This is a genomic window from Asanoa hainanensis (assembly GCF_900188485.1).
Lineage (GTDB): Bacteria > Actinomycetota > Actinomycetes > Mycobacteriales > Micromonosporaceae > Asanoa > Asanoa hainanensis.
Genome location: NZ_FZPH01000019.1, coordinates 90981 through 114567, shown reverse-complemented (window position 1 = coordinate 114567; position 23587 = coordinate 90981). Strand labels below are relative to the sequence as shown.

The following is a 23587-nucleotide window of genomic DNA, read 5'->3' as shown; positions in this document are numbered from 1 at the left end:
TCGGATTAACCGGGGTAAACAGTCCTATTCGGTCATCGCGTCCGCCCATCAGGGTCGCGCAGTTACGCTCGGTTTGCCAGTCATGTACAGCGTGTCCATGTGCCAACTTTCACCATGCATGGACCAGGCAGGGTCGATCATGGAGAGTGTCAACCAAGCTGTGGGACCGCCCCCGGCAATGCGAGGATGGGTGTGACGGCAACGTGGCCGTGGCCTCAAGCACATCCCTGCGGCGGGCGCGGAACGCGATGTCGGCTCCCAACCGCGCGGCGGCCCCACCGGGTCAGGCGCGGTGAGGTAGGGCCCGTCGGCGATGCCCGGCAGGCAACAAGCTGCGCGCCGGGAAACCCCCGGCACCGCACCACAGACAGGGAGACACGGATGGCCAAGGGAGGCTCGCCCCCGGACGGGGAGCTTGTCCAGTTGCTCACCCCCGACGGTGAGCGGATCGAGTCGGTGACGGGATCCGACGGCACGGTCTACCGCGCCGACTTCACCGACGACGAATACCGCGGTCTGTACCGCGACCTGGTGATCGTTCGGAAGCTGGATGCCGAGGCCACCGCCCTCCAGCGCCAGGGCGAGCTGGGCATCTGGGCCAGCCTGCTGGGCCAGGAGGCCGCACAGGTCGGTTCCGGCCGCGCGCTGCGTCCCCAGGACATGGCGTTCCCGACCTACCGCGAGCACGGTGTGCTCTATTGCCGCGGTATCGACCCGATCATGCCGCTGGGTCTGTTCCGCGGCGTCGACCAGGGCGGTTGGGATCCCAACGAGTTCAAGTTCAACATGTACACGATCGTCATCGGGGCGCAGACCCTGCACGCGACCGGGTACGCCATGGGCGTGACCATGGACGGCAAGACCGGCACCGAGGACGGCGAGGCGGTTATCGCCTACTTCGGCGACGGCGCGACCAGCCAGGGCGACGTCAACGAGGCGTTCATCTGGGCGGGCGTGTTCAACGCCCCGATGGTCTTCTTCTGCCAGAACAACCAGTACGCCATCTCGGAGCCCCTCGAGCGGCAGACCCGGATCCCCCTCTACCGGCGTGCCGCCGGCTTCGGCTTCCCCGGCATCCGCGTCGACGGCAACGACGTGCTCGCCTCGTACGCGGTCACCCGCGCGGCGCTCGACCACGCACGGCTCGGTCAGGGCCCGACGATGATCGAGGCCTACACCTACCGGATGGGCGCGCACACCACCTCCGACGACCCCACCCGCTACCGGATCGCCAGCGAGGTCGAGGCCTGGCAGGCCAAGGACCCGATCCTGCGGGTACGCGCCTTCCTCGAGAAGCAGCAGATCGCCGACGCGGCGTTCTTCACCGAGGTCGACGAGCAGGCCAAGCGGGAGGCCGTGCACCTGCGCGAGCGGGTGCTCGAGATGCCCGACCCGTCGCCGTCGACGATCTTCGACAACGTCTACCCCCACGGTTCGCCGCTGGTCGACCAGCAGCGCGCGGGGTTCAGCGACTACCAGGCGTCGTTCGAGGGGAGCGCACACTGATGGCCGAGAAGCTGACCCTGGGCAAAGCGCTCAACACCGGCCTGCGTCGCGCGCTCGAGCGCGACCCGAAGGTCGTCATCATGGGTGAGGACGTCGGCAAGCTCGGCGGCGTCTTCCGGATCACCGACGGCCTCCAGAAGGACTTCGGTGACGATCGGGTGATCGACACCCCGCTGGCCGAGTCCGGCATCATCGGCACCGCCGTCGGTCTCGCCATCCGCGGCTACCGCCCGGTCTGCGAGATCCAGTTCGACGGCTTCGTCTACCCCGCGTACGACCAGATCGTGTCGCAGGTGGCGAAGATGCACTACCGCTCGCAGGGCAAGGTGCGGCTGCCGATCGTCATCCGCATCCCGTTCGGCGGCGGCATCGGCGCGGTCGAGCACCACTCGGAGTCGCCCGAGGCCTACTTCGCGCACACCGCCGGCCTCAAGGTCGTCGCCTGCTCGAACCCGGAAGACGCGTACTTCATGATCCAGCAGGCGGTCGCGTCCGACGACCCGATCGTCTTCCTGGAGCCGAAGCGGCGCTACTGGGAGAAGGGCGACGTCGACCTCGACCTGGACCCGGCGTCGGCCCACCCGCTGCACGCGTCCCGCACGGTCCGCCCCGGCACCGACGTGACGGTGCTGGCGTACGGGCCGATGGTGCGCACCGCTCTGGACGCGGCCACCGCCGCGCAGGAGGACGGGCGCTCGCTCGAGGTGATCGACCTGCGTACGCTCTCGCCGCTCGACCTGGGCCCGGCCTACGAGTCGGTCCGGCGCACCGGTCGTTGCGTGGTCGTCCACGAGGCGCCCAGCAACGTCGGCCTCGGCGCGGAGCTCGCCGCCCGGATCACCGAGGAGTGCTTCTACTCCCTGGAGGCCCCGGTGCTGCGGGTGACCGGCTTCGACACCCCGTACCCCGCGGCTAGGGTCGAAGAGGAATACCTGCCCGATCTCGACCGGGTGCTCGACGCCGTCGACCGCTCGTTCGGTTGGTGACCGCGATGTCCCGGATCAAAGTGTTCAACCTGCCTGACCTCGGTGAGGGGCTGACCGAGGGCGAGATCCTCAAGTGGCTCGTCCAGGTCGGTGAGGAGATCGAGCTCAACCAGCCGCTCGTCGAGGTGGAGACGGCCAAGGCCGCCGTCGAGATCCCGGCGAAGTGGGCCGGCAAGGTCGTCGAGATCCACCACGCCGAGGGTACGACCGTCGAGGTGGGCGCACCGATCGTCGCGATCGACACCGACCCGTCCGCGGCCGACGCTCCTACCCCGTCGGCGGCCTCGCTGGCCGCGGTCGAGGTGGCGCCGGCCGAGGGCGCCGTCGAGCCCGGCCTGATCGGTGGTCCGGCGCCCGGTGGGCGCACGGCGGTGCTGGTCGGCTATGGGCCCAAGACGGTGGCTGCCAAGCGCCGTCCGCGCAAGGGCGACGGCGCGCCGGTCGCCGCCGCTCCCGCTCCCGTCGCGGCACCCGCACCCGCTCCCGTGGTGCCCGCGCCGGCTCCGCCGGTCGAGGTTCCGGCGGACGCCCCCGGCGCCGGGGGCCGCGACCAGGTCGCGCTGGCCAAGCCGCCGGTCCGCAAGCTGGCCAAGGACCTGGGTGTCGACCTGGGCACGCTGGTCGGCTCGGGGCCGCAGGGCTCGATCACCCGCGACGACGTGCTGGCGGTGCGGAACGGCGGCGCGGTCGCGCCGGCCGCGGCGCCGGTGGTGGCGATCCCGGCGGGCGCCCGCGAGCAGCGCATCCCGGTCAAGGGCGTGCGCAAGCTGACCGCGGAGAACATGGTCGCGTCGGCGTTCACCGCGCCGCACGTGACGGTGTTCCTGACCGTCGACATGACCCGCACGATGCAGGCGATCGAGCGGCTGCGGGCGCTGCCGGACTGGCGCGAGGTGCGGATCTCCCCGCTGCTCCTCGTCGCGAAGGCGATCCTGCTGGCGGCCAAGCGGCACCCGATGGTCAACTCGACGTGGGCCGGCGACGAGATCATCGTCAAGGACTACGTCAACCTGGGCATCGCGGCAGCGACCGAGCGTGGGCTGATCGTGCCCAACATCAAGGACGCCGGCCGGTTGTCCCTCCGCGAGCTCGCCGACGCGATGACCGCATTGGTGCAGACCGCGAAGTCGGGCAAGACGCCGCCGGCCGACATGTCCGGTGGCACGCTCACCATCACCAACGTCGGCGTCTTCGGCGTCGACGCGGGCACGCCGATCCTGCCGCCGGGCGAGTCGGCGATCATCGCGTTCGGCGCTGTGCGCGATACGCCGTGGGTGCACGAGGGCGAGATCAAGATTCGCCAGGTCACCCAGCTAGCGATGTCGTTCGACCACCGGATCATCGACGGTGAGCTCGGCGCCAAGTTCCTGCGCGACGTGGGCGCGTTCCTCACCGATCCTGAGGCGACGCTGTTGGCTTGGACGTAGTTCGCGGCATTTGTCAGAGCCGGCGTGACCCTCGGGTCACGCCGGCTCTTTCGTTTGTTCTTCCGTACACCCTGGCGACAACCTTTGTTTGTTCGGCTGGTGGCGCGGCTCACCTAATAATCGATGGCGAGCGAAGCCTGGATGCGCCACAATGGGTACAGACGCCGGTTGGGGGCGACCGGTGCAGACCAGGGGAGTTTTGCAATGAGCACCATGATGGACCGTTTCCGCACGCACCGTGACCAGATGCGCCGCGTCCGCGCGCTCGAGCGGGCACTCAGCGAGACCAACTCGCCGGCGGTCCGTGCCGAGATCATCGCGATCTCGCAGCGCAGCCAGCGCTAGTCACGCGCCGTAACTCAAAGGTCCGTCCGGCTTGCCGGGCGGACCTTTCGTATTGGTGTGGTTACCGGATCCACCGTTGCGGTGCTGCTCACAGCACCGGGATTCCTACCCGTCGCACCGCCCGGTACGGTTGGTCCGGCTGCCCTGGCATCGGCATGAAACCAGGGTCGCTGTTCCGCGATGGAGGAGGCGACGATGACGTCCGAGGGTTCGCAGCACCCCGGCTACGAGCCGGACGAAGCTGCCCCGGACGCTGGCGGGGACCGTTTCGGCGAGGCTGACCCGCGGCGCCGACCGGCCGGCGACGCGTGGGCGCCACCGGGCTACGACCCACCACAGCGGACGGACCAGTGGACGCCCTCGCAGGGTGGTCAGTGGGGCGCCCCGGCACCCGACAACGCGTACGGCGCTCCGCGCCGGCCGGGTGAGCAGGGGCCCGTCAACGGGCACCGGCCGGGCGTGCACGACGAGCCTCCGGCGCACTACACGCCGGCGCCGGCCCCGATCCCGCAGGCGCCCGAGCCGACCCCGCTGCCGCCCCAGCAGACCCGGGTCCCCGGCGCGTCGTTCGGTGCCTTCCCGCCCGCCGAGTCGCCGGCCGAGGTCGGCGACCGCTACGGCGCGATCGACTACCACGGCAAGACCGAATACCCGCCGAGCGTGCCGCAGCCGCGCACCTCGAGCGACAGCCCGGCGACCGGCCGCGTGCAGATCCCGCAGCCGACCGACCCGGGCACCGACCAGCCCTCGTCGGGCGCGCCGTCGTTCGACTCCTACGGCGCCGGCCCCGGCGCGCCGACCGGCTACTCCGGGCCGAGCGGCTGGACCCCGCCGCCGCCGATCGACAGCGGCGCACCGGCCGGCCGGCCCAGCGGTGACTCGGGCGGCTTCCCGAGCGGTGACTCCGGTGGGTTCTCCGGCTTCGCCGCCGGCACCCGCGGTCTCGGTGACGCTGCTCCGCCCCAGGGCTCGACTCCGACCAGCGGCGGCCCTGGCGGGTCGGCGCCGATGGGCTCCGCGTCCGTGGGCTCCGCATCGGTCGGCTCGGCACGGGTCGGCGGCGGCTCGATGGGCGCCGCGTCGGTGCCGATGGGCGCCGTGCGGATCGACCCGGGCCAGTTCGGCCCCGAGCAACCGGCCGAGGAGCGCTCCGCCTACCCGGCGGTGCCCAGCCAGGGCGGCCCGACCTCCGGCGCGCCGAGCGGCACGGCATCGGCCGGCCGCGCGGTCAGCGCCAGTGCTTCGGTGCCGACCGCGAGCCGCGTCCAGCCGGCGACCGACGAGCCGATTCCGCAGGCCGCCAACACGCCTCCCCAGCCGCGGGTCTACGGCCGCGCGGTCGGCGCGCCCGCCGACTCCCCGGCCGCTCCGGAGGCGCCCGGCTTCGGCGGCCCCGGTGCCGAGCAGTTCCGCGGCCCCAGCGGCTTCGCGCCGAGCGCCGACCAGCCCGGCTCGGCCTTCCCGGGCTCGCCGGCCGGCGGCAACCGGTTCGGCGGCGCTCCCGAGGGTGGCAGCTTCCCGGGCTTCGGCGAGGCGCCGAGCACGGGCACGCAGCAGGGCGGCTTCCCCGGCCGCGGTGAGGGCCCGCAGGGCTTCGCGGGCCCGCAGGGTTTCCCGGGCTCACCCGCCCGCGAAGACTCGGGCTTCCCGGGCCGTGGCGACGAGGGTGGTTTCCGGCCGCAGGGCTTCCCGGGCTCGCCGGCCCGCGAGGACTCGGGCTTCCCGGGTGCGCCGGCCCGCGGCGACGAAAGCGGCTTCGGCGGCCAGCAGCCCGCTTTCCCGGGTGCGCCGGGTCGTAGTGACGAGAACAGCTTCGGTGGCCAGCCGGGCTTCCCGGGTGCGCCCGGCCGTGGTGACGAGAACAGCTTTGGCGGCCAGCCCGGGTTCCCGGGTGCGCCCGGCCGTGGTGACGAGGGCGGCTTCGGCGGCCCGTCCGGCTTCGCGGGTGCGCCGGGTCGTTCGGAGGAGGGCGGCTTCGGCGGCCAGCAGCCCGGCTTCCCTGGTGCCCCCGGTGGTCGGGCGGACGAGGGTGGCTTCGGCTCTTCCCCCTACGGCAGCCCGCCGAGTCGGGACGGCTTCGGACCTGGCGACAGCCAGGGCCCGCCGACCGCGTTCGGTCCGCCGATCGAGGTGCCGCCGGCGCCGCCCGGTCCGCCGGGCAGTTTCCGCTCCAGCGCCCGGGTCACGCCGCCCGGCGTCGACGCGCCCGAGGGCCCGCAGGGCATCCGCCCGCCGGGTGGCTATGCCGGTGTGCCCGGCATGCCTCCGCCGGGGGGACCGCAGGCAGGTCCGCAGGCAGGTCCGCAGGGCCGGATCAGCGGTCCGCTCAACTCGGGCCGCCCGCTCGGTGGCGCCAACCGACCCGGCGGCCCGCCGACCGCGACCTGGCCGGCCACGCCGGCCGACGCGGACCAGGGCCGGTTCGACGCGTTCCGGCCCGACGCGGAGGCGCCGGCCACGCCGGCCACCAGCGACGACAAGCCGGACCCGCCGCCGAAGGAGCGCAACGGCCGGGTGCTGGCGATGGTCCTGACCGCGGCGGTGCTGCTGCTGGTCATTCCGCTCGCGGTGGTCTACCTGTTCACCCGCTCCAGCGGTGACGGCTTCAACCCGGCGGTCGGTGAGTGCGTGCGGCAGGTCGGCAGCGGCGCGACCTCGGCGGAGTGCGGCGAGCCCGACGCGTTCGAGGTGGTCTCCCGGGTCAACGACGCGGCCCAGTGCCCCGACAAGGGCCAGCCGTTCGTCGAGGTCTCCGGTGGGCGCTCGAACAACGTGCTCTGCCTGGCCCCGAAGGCGGCCGCCCCGCCGGCCGGCGACGGCAGCCCGTCGCCAACCCCCAGCAACTGACGGTGCGAGCCGGGCGCGTGAGCGCCCGGCTCGAACGTCACTCGCCAAGCCGGTCGCGGTTCTCGGCCAGCCAGGCGTCCAGGGCCGCGGGGTCGTTGAGATCGACGCCCTCGGCGATGAGCTGGGCCACGGCCGCCGTCGCGGGGCTGCGGCGCTCGCCGGTGGTGTAGAGGCGGACGAACTCCGGCACGGTGTCTTCCACGGCCTGGTCGGTCGCGGCCACCGCCTCGGCCGGGAGACCGCGCACCCGCGACGCGTACGCCGCCCAGGCCCGGACCACCCTCGGCAGCAGCGCCGCGTCGTCCATGTCGAGCACCGCGCGCCGGTGCACCCAGTCGAGCAGGAACAGCTCGACCACGATCGGGCTCCACCGCATCGGGTCGGCGTCGGGCAGGCTCGCGGCGTGGTCGAGCACCAGGCTCAGGCAGAAGTGCAATGAGCCCAGGTCGCCCTCGGGCAGCCGGTCGAGCTCGAACCGGGCCGCCTCGGGTGCGGCCAGGAAGGTCCGGATCAGCGCCGAGCGCTCCTCGTCGCCGAGCGGCTCGGGCAGATCGGGCACGGGGCTCAGCGCCGGCATCGGCAGCAGGGCCAGGCGGGCACCGACCAGCGCGCGGTCGGTGGCCAGCGAGCCCTCGCCGGGCAGGTCACCCATCTCGTCGGTGATCTGGAGGTGGCGGGCCACCTCGCCGCGCAGGGTGCGCGGGTCCTCCTCGCGGAACCAGGTCAGCCCGTCGGCCGCGCACATCCGGCGGACCTGACCGAGGATCCGCTCGGCGGGGCCACCGACGAACACGTCCTTGGTGATGCCGATGTTGTGGTCGACCAGCGCGACGACGGCGTGCTCCGGACCACCCTCGGCGTCGTCCTCGTACGCGAAGGTGGCCAGGTAGGAGGTCTGGTCCCCGTACACGTCGCCATAGGCGTAGGTGCCGGTCGGCCGGACCCGCCCGAGCTGGCCGGACCACGACGGCGCCTGGGCGCCGGGCTTGACCGCGGCGGCGCCGGGCGCGTCGGGGACAAGGGAGGCGAAAACGGACCGGATGGTGGTCGCGGCCGCGGCCCGGCGGCGGGAGGTGGCGGTGAGGAAACCTTCCACGAAGGTACGGACGGCGCCGGCACGATCTTCTTCGGCGATCGCGTAGACGCTGCCGAGCAACGCGGTGCCGAGCATCTCGGCGTCCAGCGCGCAGTCGAGCTTGTCGACGTCACGCGCGGCCTTCAGTACGGCCTCATAGGGAGTCTGTGGCGTCGCCATGAAACGACCCTACGCTGGTCGCGCGGCGCCGGCACGAGCCAACTATCGGGGTGGTCCGGCCGCTGCATAGGCGTCCCGGGCGGTCGTGTAGTCGCGCAGAACCGCCCTGACCGGCGCGATCACCTGTTCGCGGCCCACCTCGGCGACCGACTCCCGCATCCGCGCCTCGGCCCGGCGCCGGGCCCGGCGGGCACCCCAACGGATGAACGGTTTCACCAGCAGGGCCAGCAGGATGCCGGCGGCCAGCCCGCCCAGCAGCCCCAGGGTCGGCAGCGGCACCTCGCCGACCATCGGGTAGTCGAACCGCGGCAACCCGAGGGCCCGGACGATGTAGCCGGCCACCAGCCAGCCCAGCCCGGCCACGGCGACCAGGGTGAGCAGCCACTGCAGGAGGCCGACCGCCCGCCACCAGGCCCGCTTGCGCTCGACGCCGAGCTCGGTGCCGGCGACCGCCTTGTCGAGGGCGTCGGGCAGGTCGCCGAGCCGGGACCGGGCCGCGTCGCCGACCGCGACCCGCCACGCCTCGGGCAGCTCGCCGGAGGTGGTGTCGGTGACGGTGCGCAGGGCGATGCCCAACGAGGCCCGCTGCGCGGCGCTGGGGTCGGGGAGCGAGGTGGTCGCCGGCACGGTGCCGTCGGCCGGCGCGAGCTCGGTGCCGACCACCGTCGGCGTGTGCAGGTGCAGCCGGCGCAGCGGGTCGGGACGCAGCTTGCGCCAGAACTTGACCAGCGGCCAGCCGGTCGCGGCGCCGGCCCGGTGCCGGTAGGCCCGCTCGGTCGCGTCGGCCACCGCCGGCACGCCCGCGACGCCGGCGAGCGCGTCGGCGAGGCGGCGGGAGGTGGCGCGGTCGACGTCGGCCGGCGCCGGACCGCCGACCAGGTCGTCGAGCCGGGCCAGCGCGGTGTCGACGTCGCTGTTGAGCCGGCGCAGCGCCGCCTGGCGCTCGGCCACCGTGCGTTCCAGCAGGCGGCGCAGCTCGACCATGGCCGCGTCCTGGACCGCCGCCGTCGCCACCACCGGCACGCCGCCGAGGCCGTCTTCTTCGAGCAGCCGGCGCAGGTCGCCGAGCACCTTCGGCAGGTCGGTCGTGGAGAGCCGGTCGGCCTGGTTGAGCACGACGACGGTGACGTCCTTGTGCCGGTGGAACTCCCGCAGGTAGGCCTCGTGCACCACGCGGTCGCCGTATTTCTGCGGGTCGACCACCCAGACGATCAGGTCGACGAGCCCGAGCAACCGGTCGACCTCGACCCGGTGGGCCGCCTCGACCGAGTCGAAGTCGGGCAGGTCGAGCAGGACGAGTCCGCGCAGCGGGGCCTCGTCGTCACCGTCGAGCGGGCTCTCCCGGGCGAACCGGTTGCGGGGGAGCACCCCGACCCAGTCGAGCAGGCCGCCGGCCTCGTCCGCGGCGCCCCAGACGCAGCCGAACGCCTGACCCGTGGTGGGCCGGCGGACCCCGACCGGCGAGAGGTGCATGTGGGCCAGCGCGTTGAACAGGCTGGACTTGCCGCTGCCGGTGGCGCCGGCGAGGGCGACCAGCGTGTGGTCGCGGGACAGGGCGAGCCGGCCGCCGGCCCGCTCGACCAGCGTGTGTGCGGGCACCAACCGGTCGGAGGGCAGGTGGCCGTCGGCGGCGTCGAGGAAGCTCTGGACCGCGTCGAGCCGGCCGATCAGGATGTCGGGATCGACACGGCGGTTGCCGCGCAGGGCCTCCCGGACCCGGCCCATGAACTGGGTCACCGCAGCTCCCCCAGATCCCGCTGCGGCAGGGCGAGCTTGCTGCCGGTCGTGAGCGCCGCCGCGGACCGGGCCCGCTCGACCTCGGCCGCGGCCGCGCGCAGCTCGCCACCCGGGTCCGCGTCGACGCCGACCGCCTCGATCCGGTCGAAGTAGCGGGCCGCCTCGTCGGCGAGCAGGTCGTCGACCCGGTCGAGCAGGTCCTGGCGGGCCTTGGCGGCGAGCCGGCGGATCGCCTGGTCGCCGAAGATCGCTTCGAGCACCTTCTGCGCGGCGACCGTGGTGCCGGCGGCGGTGCCGATCTCCAGGCCGGTCGGGATGAACGCCGTCGAGGCGAACACCGCGATCATGACGGCCAGGCCGGTGGCGTTGACCGCGTACGCCGCCGTGCGGGCCACGAACCGCTTGTCGCTGCCTTCCTGGCGGACGAGCTCGAGCACGCCGCGCTGCCAGTCGCGGACCAGCCGGTCGGCGCGGTCGGCGAGGTCGGGTGTCGGCCGGGCCAGCGAGGGCTCGAGCAAGGCGGCCCCGGCCGGGTGCGCCTGCCACCCGGTGTACGCGTTCTCGGCGGCGTCACCGGCCACCCCGCGCAACAGCGTGGTGAGCTGGGACTCGATCGCCGACTTGAGCTGGTTGCCGGGCTGTGGCCGGCCGGTCACGGCCGCCGTGATCCGGTCGCGCAGCCGCCCTATCCGCGCCTCCAGGCCCCGGAAGAAGTCACCGGTGCCGACGAACTCGTGCCAGCGGGAGAGCACCTCGCCCCGCAGCAGCCGGCCGTCCTTGAGGCTGCGCTCGACGGTCTCGGCGCCGCCGCGGTAGGCCGCGCGGACCCGCTCGCGCAAGGCCCGGGCCGCCGCGGCCTGCTCGTCGGCCGCGGCCGCCAGCCCGTCGGCGGCCGGGCTTAGGGCGGCGACGGCGCCGTCGAGGGTCTGCCGAACCACCGCGGCGCGGGCGTTGGCGTCGCTGGCCAGCCGGTCGAACCAGGCGCGGAGCTCGGCGGTGTCGCGGCCGGGCAGCAGGCCCTGGCCGTCGACGTCGGTCTCGGGCAGCACGAACAGCGGTGCCTCGGCCAGGTCGTTGGCCTCGAGCATCTCCGCGAGGTGGGCGGGCACGTCGTCGCCCGCCTCGTCCGGCACCCGGTCGAGCACGAGGGCGATCACGGTGCCGCGCAGCCGGGCGGTGCGCAGGAGCCCCCACGGCACGGCGTCGGCGTAACGGGCGGCGGTGGTGACGAAGAGCCAGAGGTCGGCGGCGGCCAGCAGTTGGGCGGCGAGTTGCCGGTTCTGGTCGACCACCGAGTCGATGTCGGGCGCGTCGAGGAACGCCAGCCCGGGCGTGAGCGCGGGTGCGGCGACCAGTTGCAGGGTGTGCGGGTCGTCGCTGGGCTTGGTCGTCCGGGTCAGGCCGGGCAGCAGGTCGCCCGCGCGGAACCACTGGCTGTCGGACGGGTTGCAGACGAGCACCGGTGCCCGGGTCGTCGGGCGGAGCACCCCGGGCGCGCTCACCCGGGCCTGCACGAGGCTGTTGACCAGCGTCGATTTGCCGGCGCCGGTGGAGCCGCCGACGACCACCAGCAGGGGTGCGTCGAGCCGGGCCAGGCGGGGCAGAAGGTAATCGTCGAGCTGAGCGACCAGGGCGGCACCGACCTCACGCGCCTCGGCGGCGGAGGTCAGGGACAGCGGGAAGTCGACCCCGGAGATCGCCGTCCGTAGTCGGCCGAGGGCGGTCGGCAACCCCTCGGGGGCCACCGCCGCCACCTGCGTCGTCACGGGTAAAGCGTGCCCGATCTATTCCGCCTGTACAACAGGAACGCGGCGGTTGAAGTTGCGCGTACCACACTCAACCCGATTTGACGCCTGGCGCGATCGTGGCATCATTGAGCCCGGTCCACTCAACTTGTAGATAAGGAAGTAGCCATGGCACGTGCGGTCGGCATCGACCTCGGCACGACGAACTCGGTCGTCAGCGTCCTCGAAGGCGGTGAGCCCACCGTCATCGCGAACGCGGAGGGTGCGCGCACGACCCCCTCGATCGTCGCGTTCGCCCGCAACGGCGAGGTGCTCGTCGGTGAGGTCGCCAAGCGCCAGGCGGTTACCAACCCAGACCGGACGATCCGTTCGGTCAAGCGGGAGATGGGCACCAACTGGTCGATTGACATCGACGGCAAGAAATACACCTCGCAGGAGATCTCGGCCCGCGTCCTGATGAAGCTCAAGCGGGACGCCGAGGCCTACCTGGGCGAGCAGATCGCCGACGCGGTGATCACCGTCCCGGCGTACTTCAACGACGCGCAGCGCCAGGCCACCAAGGAGGCCGGTGACATCGCGGGCTTCAACGTGCTCCGCATCGTCAACGAGCCGACCGCGGCCGCGCTGGCCTACGGCCTCGACAAGGGCTCCAAGGAGCAGACCATCCTGGTCTTCGACCTCGGTGGCGGCACGTTCGACGTGTCCGTGCTGGAGCTCGCCGACGGCGTCGTCGAGGTCAAGTCCACCTCGGGCGACAACCACCTCGGTGGCGACGACTGGGACGAGCGGGTCATCGAGCACCTGGTCAAGACGTTCCGCGGCCAGCACGGCATCGACCTCTCGCAGGACAAGATGGCGATGCAGCGGCTGCGTGAGGCCGCCGAGAAGGCCAAGATCGAGCTTTCCGCGGCGACCACCACCAACATCAACCTGCCCTACATCACCGCTGGTGAGGCCGGTCCGCTGCACCTGGACGTGAGCCTGTCCCGGTCCGAGTTCCAGCGCATGACGCAGGACCTGCTGGACCGCACGAAGAACCCGTTCGAGCAGGCCATCAAGGACGCCGGCGTCAAGGTCGCCGACGTCGACCACGTCATCCTGGTCGGCGGCTCGACCCGGATGCCCGCGGTGACCGACCTGGTCAAGCAGCTCACCGGCAAGGAGCCCAACAAGGGCGTCAACCCCGACGAGGTCGTCGCGGTCGGCGCGGCGCTGCAGGCCGGCGTGCTCAAGGGCGAGGTCAAGGACGTTCTGCTCCTCGACGTCACCCCGCTGAGCCTGGGCATCGAGACCAAGGGCGGCATCTTCACCAAGCTGATCGAGCGCAACACCACGATCCCGACGAAGCGCTCCGAGGTCTTCACGACGGCCGACGACAACCAGCCGTCCGTGCTGATCCAGGTCTTCCAGGGCGAGCGCGAGATCGCGGCCTACAACAAGAAGCTCGCGACGTTCGAGCTGACCGGGCTCCCGCCGGCGCCGCGTGGCGTGCCGCAGATCGAGGTCACCTTCGACATCGACGCCAACGGCATCGTCCACGTCAACGCCAAGGACCTGGGCACCGGCAAGGAGCAGTCGATGACGATCACCGGCGGCTCGGCGCTGCCGAAGGACGACATCGACCGCATGATGCGCGACGCCCAGGACCACGCCGACGACGACAAGCGTCGCCGTGAGGAGGCGGAGACCCGCAACGTCGCCGAGCAGCTGCAGTGGCAGACCGAGAAGTTCCTGGCGGAGAGCGGCGACAAGCTCCCGGCCGAGTCCCGTGACCAGATCAACGAGGCGCTGGGCGACCTGCGCAGCGCCCTGGGCGGCACCGACCTCGAGAAGATCAAGTCGGCGCACGAGAAGCTGGCTCAGGTCTCGCAGCAGGCCGGCTCGCTGCTCTACGCGCAGCAGCAGCAGGGTGAGCAGCCCGGCCCCGATGGTGCTGCCGGCCCCGGCCCCGACGGCGCTGCCGGCCCGGGCACCGGTGCTCCGGGTGGCAACGGCAACGGTCCGGACGACGTGGTCGACGCCGAGATCGTCGAGGACGACAAGAAGTGACCCGGCGGCACACGACGTCAGTGAGGATGTCGGCATGACGGAAAAGCCACGAGCCGCCGACCCGGCAGCCGCCGGGTCGGCGCCGGGTGGCACCGATCGCGACCAGGCCGATGGCAAGGGAGCGGAGCGGATCGTCATCCGGGACAAGCGACGGATCGACGCGACCGGCGGCAAGCTCAAGCACGAGAAGAGCGAGCCGGCGGAGCCGGCGGCGGAGGAGCAGAGCACCGAGGTGCCCGGCCCGTCCGCGCCGGCCGAGCAGCAGCCGGTCGACACGCCGGCGCCGGCCGCCGATGCCGGCACCGAAGCCAAGCCGGCGGAGGAAGAGAGCACGACCGCGACGGGTGGCCTGGGCGCCGAGCTCGAGTCGCTCCGGGTCGACCTGGAGGAGCGCACGCGTGACCTCCAGCGGGTCTCCGCGGAATACGCCAACTACCGCAAGCGGGTCGACCGCGACCGGGGAGTGGCGGCCGAGCAGACCACCGGCCTGGTGATCAGCTCGCTGCTGCCGGTGCTGGACGACCTCGACCGGGCCCGCGAGCACGGCGACCTGGTCGGGCCGTTCGGCAGTGTGGCCGAGCAGCTCGTCACGGCCCTGGGCAAGTTCGGGCTGACCGCGTTCGGCGAGAAGGGCGACCCGTTCGACCCGACCCGGCACGACGCGGTGGCCCACCTGACCTCGGCAGAGGTGACGGAGCCGACGTGCATCGACGTGATGCGCCGCGGCTACCAACTCGGCGACCGGCTGCTGCGACCAGCGCTGGTCGCGGTGGCCGACCCCGAGTGACGGTCAACCTACGGCTCCTCGGAAGGGAGGCGGGCTGAGATGGGCTCCAAGGACTGGCTGGAGAAGGACTTCTACGCGGTCCTAGGCGTTCCGAAGTCCGCCTCCTCCGACGAGATCAAGCGCAGCTACCGCAAACTCGCGCGGGAGCTGCACCCCGACCACAACCCGGGCAACAGCGAGGCCGAGGACCGGTTCAAGGCCGTCTCCGAGGCGTACGACGTGCTGTCCGACACCGGTCGGCGCAAGGAGTACGACGAGATGCGCTCGCTCTTCGGTGCGGGCGCGTTCCGTCGAGGTGCTCGCACCGGTGGCGGGTCCGGCCCGGGCGGCTTCGACCCCTCGGACCTGTTCGGCTTCGGCGGCGCCGGTGGCGGTGGACCCACCACGGGCACCGGTCGCGACGGGCGCTTCGGCGGTGCCGGCTTCTCCGACCTGTTCGGCTCGATCTTCTCGGGCGGCGGGCGCGGGCAGCCACAGCAGCCGCGTGGTCCGGCCCGGGGTCGCGACGTGGAGGCCGAGGTCACCCTCGACTTCGGCGACGCGGTCCGCGGTGTCACGCTGCCGCTGACGTTGCGGGCGCCGGGTGTCTGCGACACCTGCCACGGCAACGGCGCCAAGCCGGGCACCCAGCCACGCACCTGTCCGCAGTGTCAGGGCTCCGGGCTGATCACCCGCAACCAGGGCTCGTTCAGCTTCTCGGAGCCGTGCCGCGAGTGCCAGGGCGTCGGCACCATCGTCGACGAGAAGTGCCCGGAGTGCCGGGGCACCGGCGGCGTCACCAAGGCCCGCACGCTCAACGTGCGGTTCCCGGCCGGCGTCTCCGACGGGCAGCGCATCCGGCTGGCCGGCCGGGGCGAGGCGGGCGACCGCGGCGGTCCGCCCGGTGACCTCTACGTGCTGGTCCGGGTGCGGGCCGACGACATGTTCGGCCGATCGGGCAACGATCTGACGATCACGGCGCCGATCACGTACCCGGAAGCGGTGTTCGGCACCGACCTGCGGGTCCCGACGATGGACGGTTACGTGACGCTGCGGGTGCCGCCGGGCACACCGAGCGGCCGCGTCCTGCGCGCCCGGGGCAAGGGCGTGACCAAGCGTGACGGACAGGCCGGCGACCTCCTCGTCACCATCGAGGTGGCCGTGCCGACGGCGCTGACCGACGAGGCCCGCGAGGCGCTGGAGAAGTTCGCCGTGCTGTCGCCGGACGCGGGTCGCGACACGTTGTGGCGGAGGTGACCACCCCATGCAGCCCTACGAGCCAGTGCAGCCCTACGAAGAGCAGGAAATCTCGGTCACGATCGAGACGACCTCCGACGCCAAGGTCCTGATCATCTCGGTGGCGGCCCGGATGGCCGGCATGCATCCGCAGACCCTCCGGCAGTACGACCGGCTCGGGCTGGTGCAGCCGGGCCGGGCGGCCGGCGGCGGGCGGCGCTACAGCACCCGCGACGTCGAGTTGCTCCGCGAGGTGCAGCGGCTGAGCCAGGACGAGGGCATCAACCTGGAGGGCATCCGGCGGATCATCAGCCTGGAGCAGACGGCCGGCGACCTGCGTGAGCAGATCGCCGAGCTGGAGGCGGCGCTGAGCGCGGCCTATCGGCGGATCGCCGAGCTGGAGTCGATGGGCCCTTACCCGCGCGGTGACCTGGTGCCGACCGCCCGCACGTCGACCGCGCTGGTGGTCTGGCGGCCACGCCGACCGACCGACCCGCCGACGCGATAAGCGCCCGTCAGAGTCGACGAAGGACTAACCTCACCATATCGGACAAAGAAGGCCGGGATCCACGGGGGGTCCCGGCCTTCTTCGCCCGGGGGGTTCGAGGATTGGACATTCAACACCGCCGGCTGGCGGCCAACGACGCCGTGCACCACTACGCGGTGGTCGGCACGGGCCCGCCGCTGATCCTGCTGCACGGCTTTCCGCAGACCTGGCGGGCCTGGTCGCGGGTGGCCGAGCTGCTGGCCGGTGAGTTCCGGATCGTCATGCCCGACCTGCGTGGGCTCGGTGGCTCGCCCGGCCCGGCCGGCGGCTACGACAAGCACAGCCTGGCGGGTGACGTGCGGGCCATCGCCCGGGCGGAGTTCGGCACCGCCGCCCCCGCCACGGTGTGCGGCCACGACCTGGGCGGTTACGTCGGGTTCGCGTACGCGCTGAGCCACCGCGACGCGACCGCCGCCCTGCTGCTCGTCGAGGCGGCACCGCCCGGCACCTCGCAGCTCGACCACCAGATGACCAACCCGCGCAGCTGGCAGATCGCCTTCCACGCCAACGCCGATGTCGCCCACCTGTTGATCGGCGGGCGGGAGCGGGCGTACATCGACTTCGTCATCCGGTCTCGGATCTTCGACGCGGGCGCGATCGACGCAGCCGAGGTGGACCGCTACGCGGAGGCCTACAGCGCACCCGGCGCGCTGCGGGCGGCGCTGGAGATGTACCGCTCGCTCGCCCTGGACCGCCAGCTCAACCTGGCCGCGTTGGCCGAGGACGGCCGGTTGACCATGCCGGTGACCGCGGTGGGTGCCGCGCCGGCCGCGACCGAGGCCGGGCTGCGCGAGATGGTCGCCGAGATCGCCACCGACGGACGGGCCGAAGTCGTACCGGAAACCGGCTACTGGATCGCCGAGGAACAGCCAGCGGCGCTCGCGGAGATCATCCGCAACGCCGCCCGGGTCCGAAGCTAGGAAAGCCGCCGGCCGGAGCGGACCAGGCCGCCCTCGCACCAGTCGCGGTAGTCGAAGAGCTCGGGCTTGGCCAGCAGCACCCGGCTGTTGTGCGCCCAGGTGCGCATCTGGTCGTCGCCCAGCGTCTCGGCCTGCTGCACGAGCTTGCGCAGCCGCCGCTTCGGGTGGGCGCGGAACTTCGTGCGGATGCCGTCGGCCGCGTAGATGTAGAGGCAGTGCAGCGCGAACCTGCGGGCCGGACACGACCGGTCCATCGCCAGCTCGAACAGCGTGGTGACGAGATGGTCGCCCGAGACCAACAGATCCCAGTCGGGGGGCATGGACTGCAACGGGACAGTGTCCGGTTGGTAGGCCCAGGCTCGCAACTCCGCCGGTGTTGGATCAACGGGATTGGTGAAGCCGCTGAACGACGTCGACTGCACGCTCACGGACACCTCGCTCCGCATGGTCATGCGTCGATCTCGCCCAATGGTCGATCTTCCGCTAACAGACCCATCTGCGGCGTCACGCTAGCGCTTGGCGCGAACCGGGGGAAGGGGTCAAAGGTTAAGACCCGGGCACGATCGGCTGTGAGCGCTGAGTTACTGGCCAGTAGCGTCCGGTGTGTGTTGAGTTAGGGCTCCTTGCGCCTCGGTCGCCTGGACGGGCACCGCCGCGACGACCGTCGGCCGGGGTCGCAGTAGCGCCTTGAACCACTCGAAGTCCGGCAGCCGCGCGATGATCGGGCCGACCACGACGGTGATCAGAACGTACGCCGTGGCGAGCGCGCCCAGCTCCGGGTTGATGCCCGGCGTGGCCACCGCGAGCCCGGCGATGACGATCGAGAACTCGCCGCGCGGGGTCAGCGCGAGGCCGGCCCGCCACCGACCGCGCACCGCGATGCCGGCGCGCCGGGCGGCGACGTACCCGGTGAGGATCTTGGTCGCGATGGTGGCGATCGCGAGCCCGATCGCCGGCAACAGGACGGGCGGCAGGTGGGCCGGGTCGGTGGTCAGCCCGAAGAACAGGAAGAACACCGCGGCGAAGATGTCCCGCAACGGGGAGAGCAGCCTGGTGGCGTGGTGGGCGACCGGGCCGGAGACCGCGATGCCGACGAGGAACGCGCCCACGGCGGCGGACACCTTCAGCTGCGCGGCCACGCCGGCGACCAGCAGGGTGAGGCCGAAGATGCCGAGCAGCAGCGCCTCGGGGTCGCGCGCGGAGATGGCCTTGGAGATCCAGCCGCCGAACCGGATCGCGACGACCAGCACGACCGTGACGGCGAGCACCGCGATGCCGAGCGCGATGCCGCCGCCGAGCAGCCCGGTGCCGGCCAGCAGCGCGGTCAGCAACGGCAGGTAGAGCGCCATCGCCAGGTCTTCCATCACCAGGACCGAGAGCACGACCGGGGTCTCCCGGTTGCCGAGCCGGCCCAGGTCCGCGAGCACCTTGGCCACCACGCCCGACGAGGTCACCCAGGTGACGCCGGCGAGCACCACGGCGGCGACCCAGCCCCAGCCGAGGATCAGCGCGAAGGCCGCGCCGGGCAGCGCGTTGAGCACCGCGTCCAGCAGGCCGACCGGTGCGGCGGCGCGCAGGTTGCCGACGAGCTCGTCGGCCGAGTACTCCAGGCCGAGCAGCACCAGCAGGAGGATCACGCCGATCTCGGCGCCGACCGAGAAGAACTCCTCGCTCGCGTTGAGCGGCAGCAGCCCACCGTGGCCGAAGGCCAGGCCGGCGAGGAGGTAGAGCGGGATCGGCGAAATGCCGAAGCGGCGGCTGAGCCGCCCGAGCAGGCCGAGGAGGAACATCAGCGCCCCGACCTCGATCAGCAGGACCGTCGTGCTCTGGTGCATCGCCGGTTCAGCCGTCGGGATCGTTGTCGGCGAGGATGCGGGTCAGCGCGTCGAGGCTCTTGCGGGTGCCGACCGCGACCACCACGTCACCGCTCTCGAACCGGAAGTCCGGGCCGGGCGACGGGATGACCTGCGCGGCGCGCAGCGTCGCGACGATCGAGGCGCTGGTGCGGGTGCGCGCCCGGGTGTCGCCGAGCGGGCGGCCGACGAACGGCGAGCTCGCGGGCAGGGCGATCTGCTCGGTGAGCAGGCCGGCGGCCTGGTCGCGCAGGCCGGCGAGCTGACCCAGCATCAGCGACGCGCCGAGCAGGTCGGCGAGCGCCTCGGCCTCGTCGTCGGTGAGCGGGATCGCGGCCAGCCGCGCGTCGGGATCGTCGCGGTCGTAGACGATGAGCGCCCGCCGCCCGTCGCGGTGTGACACCACACCGAGTCGGCGGCCCGCCTCCGTGACGAAGTCGTGCCGCACACCAATACCGGGTAACGACGTCTGTTCCACCCGTACTCGCACGGTGGCAACTTATCCAAAGATCGGGAACCATGCCCATCCCACGAGACTCGTATCCGTACGGGGAGGTGTCATGCGCGGACGGATCATGACGGCGGCGGCGGTCGTAGTCGTGCTGCTGACGGGGTGTTCGGTCGGTGACATCCGGCGCAAGCCGCCACCGCCGCCGAGTGCCCCGCCGGCACCGACGGCCGAGGTGGTGGACTTCGAGACGCGCCGGGGCTCGATCCCGGTGCCGCCGAGCTATCGGCTGCGGAGCGTCGAGTTCGTCGACCAGGCGCTGGGCTACGCGCTGTTCGGCCGGTGCGGCTCGACCAGCGACGCGCCCGGCGTGGCGGAGAGTTGCTCGGCGGCCCTGGTGCGCACCGAGGACGGCGGGCGGAGCTGGCACCAGGTCTACCACCCGCATCCCGAGGGCAAGGACCATCAGCTGTACGCGGACCGCGCGCGGTTGGTGCTCTGGGTGGACCCGGACGGCTACTACGTCTCGTTCGACCGGGGACGGACGTTCGAGTACGCGGCCGGTGACTACGACGTGGTCCGGCCGATGTTCGGCGAATACCAGGCCTGCTGCGACGCTGACGAGAAGCAGCGCGTCGTGTGGTTCGGTGGGGACGGCAAGCCGTCGCCGACCAAGGCGCAGCCGGACTTGCCCAACGTCCGTGCCGTGGCTTCGGCGGTGCACTGGCTCTTCGCGGTCGGCATCGACGACAACGGCCGGCCGATCGCCTCGGTCTCCAACGACCAGGGTGCGACCTGGCGTCAGGTGCCGGTCGCGGGCGCGAGTGGCAAGGTCGGCGCGGTCCAGATCGCCGTCGACCGCAGCGGCACGTACGCCTGGATGATCGGCCAGACCGACCTGATCTCGTGGCCGTCGCTCTGGTACTTCGACGACAACGGCTGGCGGCCGATGGGCGCGACGGGCCATCCGCGGGACTTCACCTCGGCTGTCGTCCTCGAGGACGCCAGTCTCGCCGTCACCACCCCGCAGGGGGTCGGCCTGGTGTCAGGCGACGCCTTCCAGCGCCTGGACTGGCCGATCGGCGGCTGCTCCCTGCGCATGTTGCCCGAGGGGACGCTGTTCTGCCCGCACGACGCGGTCAGCTGGCTCGGCATCGAGGACTTCGGCCAACGGAAGTGGATCAGGGTGCTCGTGGGCAACGAGTGACGCAGATCACAGCCCTGAGGTTGAGCGGAATAGACTCAACTCTGGTTGTGTCGTGTCTAGTGGACGCCAGCTACCAGGGGAGCCCATGAACACCGAACGTCTGACGACCAAGAGTCGTGAGGTCATCACCAGCGCGGCCGCCGGGGCGGCCCAGCGCGGCAACGCCACCGTCGAGCCGTGGCACCTCCTGCTCAGCCTCCTCGATACCGGCGGCTCGACCGCCGGCGGCCTGCTGCGCGCGGTCGGGGCCAACGCCGCCGACATCCGCCGCGCCGCCGCCCGGGCGATCGAGAGCCTGCCCACCGCGCAGGGCCCGAGCGTCGCCGAGCCCAGCCTGTCCCGCGAGTTCGTCAACGCCATCGGCGCGGCCGAGCAGATCGCCCGCCCGCTCGGCGACGAGTTCGTCTCCACCGAGCACCTGCTCGCCGGCCTCGCCCGGGTCGGTGGTGCCGTGGCCGACGTGCTGAAGGCCCAGGGCGCGACCGAGGCCAACCTCGTCGCCGCCTTCCCCGCCATCCGCGGCGGCGACCGCCGGGTCACCAACGCCGATCCGGAGCAGACCTACCAGGCACTCGAGAAATACGGCGTCGACCTCACCGCGCGCGCCAAGGACGGCAAGACCGACCCGGTGATCGGCCGCGACTCCGAGATCCGGCGGGTCATGCAGGTGCTGTCCCGCAAGACCAAGAACAACCCGGTGCTGATCGGTGAGCCCGGCGTCGGCAAGACCGCGATCGTCGAGGGCCTGGCCCAGCGGATCGTGGCGGGTGACGTGCCCGAGTCGCTGCGCGACAAGAAGCTCGTCTCGCTGGACCTCGCCGCGATGGTCGCCGGCGCTTCGTACCGCGGCCAGTTCGAGGAGCGGCTCAAGTCGGTCCTCGAAGAGATCAAGAACTCCGACGGCCAGGTCATCACGTTCCTCGACGAGCTGCACACCGTCGTCGGTGCGGGGCGCGGCGAGGGCTCGATGGACGCCGGCAACATGCTCAAGCCGATGCTCGCCCGCGGCGAGCTGCGCATGGTCGGCGCCACCACGCTCGACGAATACCGCCAGCACATCGAGAAGGACCCCGCGCTCGAGCGGCGGTTCCAGCCCGTCGTGGTCGGCGAGCCGTCGGTCGAGGACACCATCGGCATCCTCCGTGGGCTCAAGGAGCGCTACGAGGTGCACCACGGCGTGCGGATCACCGACGCCGCACTAGTTAGCGCCGCTGCCCTGGCCGACCGCTACATCACCGACCGGTTCCTGCCCGACAAGGCGATCGACCTGGTCGACGAGGCCGGCTCGCGGCTGCGCATGGAGATCGACTCGCGGCCGGTCGAGGTCGACGAGGTCGAGCGGGCCGTGCGCCGGCTCGAGATCGAGGAGATGGCGCTGGCCAAGGAGCCCGACGTGGCCTCCGCCGAGCGCCTCGCGCGGCTGCGCAAGGAGCTGGCCGACAAGCGCGAGCAGCTGACCGCGCTGTCCGACCGGTGGCGCCTGGAGAAGGAGCACATCACCAAGATCTCTACCGCCAAGGAGGAGCTGGAGCGGCTGCGTGGCGACGAGAGCCACGCCGAGCGCGACGGCGACTTCGCCCGGGCCTCCGAGCTGCGCTACGGCCGGATCCCCGAGCTGGAGGCGGAGCTCACCGCCGCCGAGGCCGAGCTCGTGTCGCTGCAGACCAGCGGCGCGATGCTGAAGGAGGAGGTCGGCGCCGACGACATCGCCACCGTCGTGGCGGCGTGGACCGGCATCCCGGCCGGCCGGCTGCTGGAGGGCGAGACGGTCAAGCTCCTCCGGATGGAGGATTCCCTCTCGTCCCGCGTGGTCGGGCAGCCCGAAGCCGTGGGCGCGGTCGCTGACGCGGTGCGCCGGGCCCGGGCCGGCATCGCCGACCCTGACCGGCCGACCGGCAGCTTCCTGTTCCTCGGCCCGACCGGCGTCGGCAAGACCGAGCTGGCCAAGGCGCTCGCCGGGTTCCTGTTCGACGACGAGCGGGCGATGGTACGCATCGACATGAGCGAGCACGGCGAGAAGCACAGCGTCGCCCGGCTCGTCGGTGCCCCGCCCGGCTACATCGGCTACGAGGAGGGCGGGCAGCTGACCGAGGCGGTGCGCCGCCGGCCGTACTCGGTGATCCTGCTCGACGAGGTCGAGAAGGCCCACCCGGACGTGTTCGACGTGCTGCTCCAGGTGCTCGACGACGGCCGGCTGACCGACGGGCAGGGCCGCACGGTCGACTTCCGCAACGCGATCCTGATCCTCACGTCCAACCTGGGCTCGACGCTGATCGCCGACCCCACCCTGGGCGAGGAGCAGCGGCGCGAGGCCGTGCTGGCCGTGGTCCGTGCGCACTTCAAGCCGGAGTTCCTCAACCGGCTCGACGACATCGTGGTGTTCTCCGCGCTGTCCGGGCCGCAGTTGCGGGCGATCGTCGACATCCAGCTCGAGTTCCTGCGCAAGCGGCTGGCCGACCGGCGGCTCACCCTCGACGTCACCGACGCGGGCAAGTCCTGGCTGGCCGAGCACGGCTACGACCCGATCTACGGCGCCCGGCCGCTGCGCCGGCTGGTGCAGTCGGCGATCGGCGACAGCCTGGCCAAGGCGCTGCTGGCCGGCGAGATCCGTGACGGCGACACCGTCTCGGTCGACCTGGCCGACAGCAAGGACGGGTTGACCGTGATGGCGCTCGTCAACTGATCGATGGCTGTCTCGGGGCGACAGAGTGGC

18 protein-coding genes are annotated in these 23587 nt (G+C 72.3%); 12 read left to right on the top strand and 6 right to left on the bottom strand.

What is annotated here, in order from left to right; translation table 11 throughout:
* Window positions 1-381: 381 nt before the first annotated feature.
* The 5 genes from pdhA to CHC05_RS34170 all read left to right on the top strand — a co-directional run bounded on the left by pdhA (window position 382) and on the right by CHC05_RS34170 (window position 7111).
* Window positions 382-1506 carry a pyruvate dehydrogenase (acetyl-transferring) E1 component subunit alpha gene (gene pdhA / locus CHC05_RS34185; RefSeq protein ID WP_089254770.1) on the top strand — a complete coding sequence of 375 codons (1125 nt, stop codon included), beginning with the start codon at window positions 382-384 and terminating at the stop codon, window positions 1504-1506.
* Window positions 1503-2492, top strand: a complete 990-nt coding sequence (locus CHC05_RS34180) for an alpha-ketoacid dehydrogenase subunit beta (protein ID WP_089254808.1) — start codon at window positions 1503-1505, stop codon at window positions 2490-2492. The genes pdhA and CHC05_RS34180 overlap by 4 nt, the downstream gene beginning before the upstream one ends.
* On the top strand, window positions 2489-3919 hold the full coding sequence (locus CHC05_RS34175; protein ID WP_179266496.1) for a dihydrolipoamide acetyltransferase family protein: 1431 nt from the start codon (window positions 2489-2491) through the stop codon (window positions 3917-3919). The genes CHC05_RS34180 and CHC05_RS34175 overlap by 4 nt, the downstream gene beginning before the upstream one ends.
* A 204-nt stretch (window positions 3920-4123) precedes the next feature.
* On the top strand, window positions 4124-4264 hold the full coding sequence (locus CHC05_RS41820; RefSeq protein WP_176985345.1) for a hypothetical protein: 141 nt from the start codon (window positions 4124-4126) through the stop codon (window positions 4262-4264).
* Between the two features lie 195 nt (window positions 4265-4459).
* Complete coding sequence (locus CHC05_RS34170; RefSeq protein WP_144022897.1) at window positions 4460-7111, top strand: LppU/SCO3897 family protein; 2652 nt, start codon at window positions 4460-4462, stop codon at window positions 7109-7111.
* 37 nt (window positions 7112-7148) lie between these two features.
* On the opposite strand, the gene CHC05_RS34165 is transcribed toward CHC05_RS34170, so the two are convergent.
* The 3 genes from CHC05_RS34165 to CHC05_RS34155 are packed head-to-tail and all read right to left on the bottom strand — an operon-like array spanning window position 7149 to window position 11869.
* Complete coding sequence (locus CHC05_RS34165) at window positions 7149-8366, bottom strand: hypothetical protein (RefSeq protein WP_089254768.1); 1218 nt, start codon at window positions 8364-8366, stop codon at window positions 7149-7151.
* Between the two features lie 42 nt (window positions 8367-8408).
* Window positions 8409-10091 carry a GTPase family protein gene (locus tag CHC05_RS34160; RefSeq protein ID WP_089254806.1) on the bottom strand — a complete coding sequence of 561 codons (1683 nt, stop codon included), beginning with the start codon at window positions 10089-10091 and terminating at the stop codon, window positions 8409-8411.
* An 8-nt stretch (window positions 10092-10099) separates the two neighbouring features.
* Complete coding sequence (locus tag CHC05_RS34155; protein ID WP_245871360.1) at window positions 10100-11869, bottom strand: ABC transporter; 1770 nt, start codon at window positions 11867-11869, stop codon at window positions 10100-10102.
* 147 nt (window positions 11870-12016) lie between these two features.
* On the opposite strand from CHC05_RS34155, the gene dnaK reads away from it, so the two are divergent.
* From dnaK to CHC05_RS34130, 5 genes are all read left to right on the top strand, one after another.
* Complete coding sequence (gene dnaK / locus CHC05_RS34150) at window positions 12017-13897, top strand: molecular chaperone DnaK (protein WP_089254767.1); 1881 nt, start codon at window positions 12017-12019, stop codon at window positions 13895-13897.
* A 34-nt stretch (window positions 13898-13931) separates the two neighbouring features.
* Window positions 13932-14684 (top strand): nucleotide exchange factor GrpE, encoded by a 753-nt coding sequence (gene grpE, locus CHC05_RS34145; protein WP_089254766.1) that lies wholly within the window; start codon window positions 13932-13934, stop codon window positions 14682-14684.
* 39 nt (window positions 14685-14723) lie between these two features.
* Window positions 14724-15920 (top strand): molecular chaperone DnaJ, encoded by a 1197-nt coding sequence (gene dnaJ / locus CHC05_RS34140; RefSeq protein ID WP_089254765.1) that lies wholly within the window; start codon window positions 14724-14726, stop codon window positions 15918-15920.
* Between the two features lie 7 nt (window positions 15921-15927).
* Window positions 15928-16407, top strand: a complete 480-nt coding sequence (locus CHC05_RS34135) for a heat shock protein transcriptional repressor HspR (protein WP_089254764.1) — start codon at window positions 15928-15930, stop codon at window positions 16405-16407.
* Between the two features lie 101 nt (window positions 16408-16508).
* Complete coding sequence (locus tag CHC05_RS34130; protein WP_179266495.1) at window positions 16509-17366, top strand: alpha/beta fold hydrolase; 858 nt, start codon at window positions 16509-16511, stop codon at window positions 17364-17366.
* Here the strand turns inward: CHC05_RS34130 and CHC05_RS34125 are convergent.
* The 3 genes from CHC05_RS34125 to CHC05_RS34115 all read right to left on the bottom strand — a co-directional run bounded on the left by CHC05_RS34125 (window position 17363) and on the right by CHC05_RS34115 (window position 19709).
* Window positions 17363-17794 carry a hypothetical protein gene (locus tag CHC05_RS34125; RefSeq protein WP_089254804.1) on the bottom strand — a complete coding sequence of 144 codons (432 nt, stop codon included), beginning with the start codon at window positions 17792-17794 and terminating at the stop codon, window positions 17363-17365. The two genes, CHC05_RS34130 and CHC05_RS34125, sit on opposite strands and share 4 nt — an antisense overlap.
* A gap of 153 nt (window positions 17795-17947) precedes the next feature.
* Complete coding sequence (locus tag CHC05_RS34120) at window positions 17948-19201, bottom strand: cation:proton antiporter (protein WP_089254762.1); 1254 nt, start codon at window positions 19199-19201, stop codon at window positions 17948-17950.
* A 7-nt stretch (window positions 19202-19208) separates the two neighbouring features.
* A complete protein-coding gene (locus CHC05_RS34115) occupies window positions 19209-19709 on the bottom strand; it encodes a cation:proton antiporter regulatory subunit (protein ID WP_089254761.1) in 501 nt (166 codons plus the stop codon).
* A 70-nt stretch (window positions 19710-19779) separates the two neighbouring features.
* Here CHC05_RS34115 and CHC05_RS34110 point away from each other — a divergent pair, with 70 nt between their 5' ends.
* Together CHC05_RS34110 and clpB are read left to right on the top strand one after the other, a co-directional pair.
* Window positions 19780-20874, top strand: coding sequence for a hypothetical protein (locus CHC05_RS34110; RefSeq protein ID WP_144022895.1), 1095 nt, complete (start codon window positions 19780-19782; stop codon window positions 20872-20874).
* A gap of 85 nt (window positions 20875-20959) precedes the next feature.
* On the top strand, window positions 20960-23557 hold the full coding sequence (gene clpB / locus CHC05_RS34105) for an ATP-dependent chaperone ClpB (RefSeq protein WP_089254759.1): 2598 nt from the start codon (window positions 20960-20962) through the stop codon (window positions 23555-23557).
* The last annotated feature ends 30 nt before the right edge of the window (window positions 23558-23587 follow it).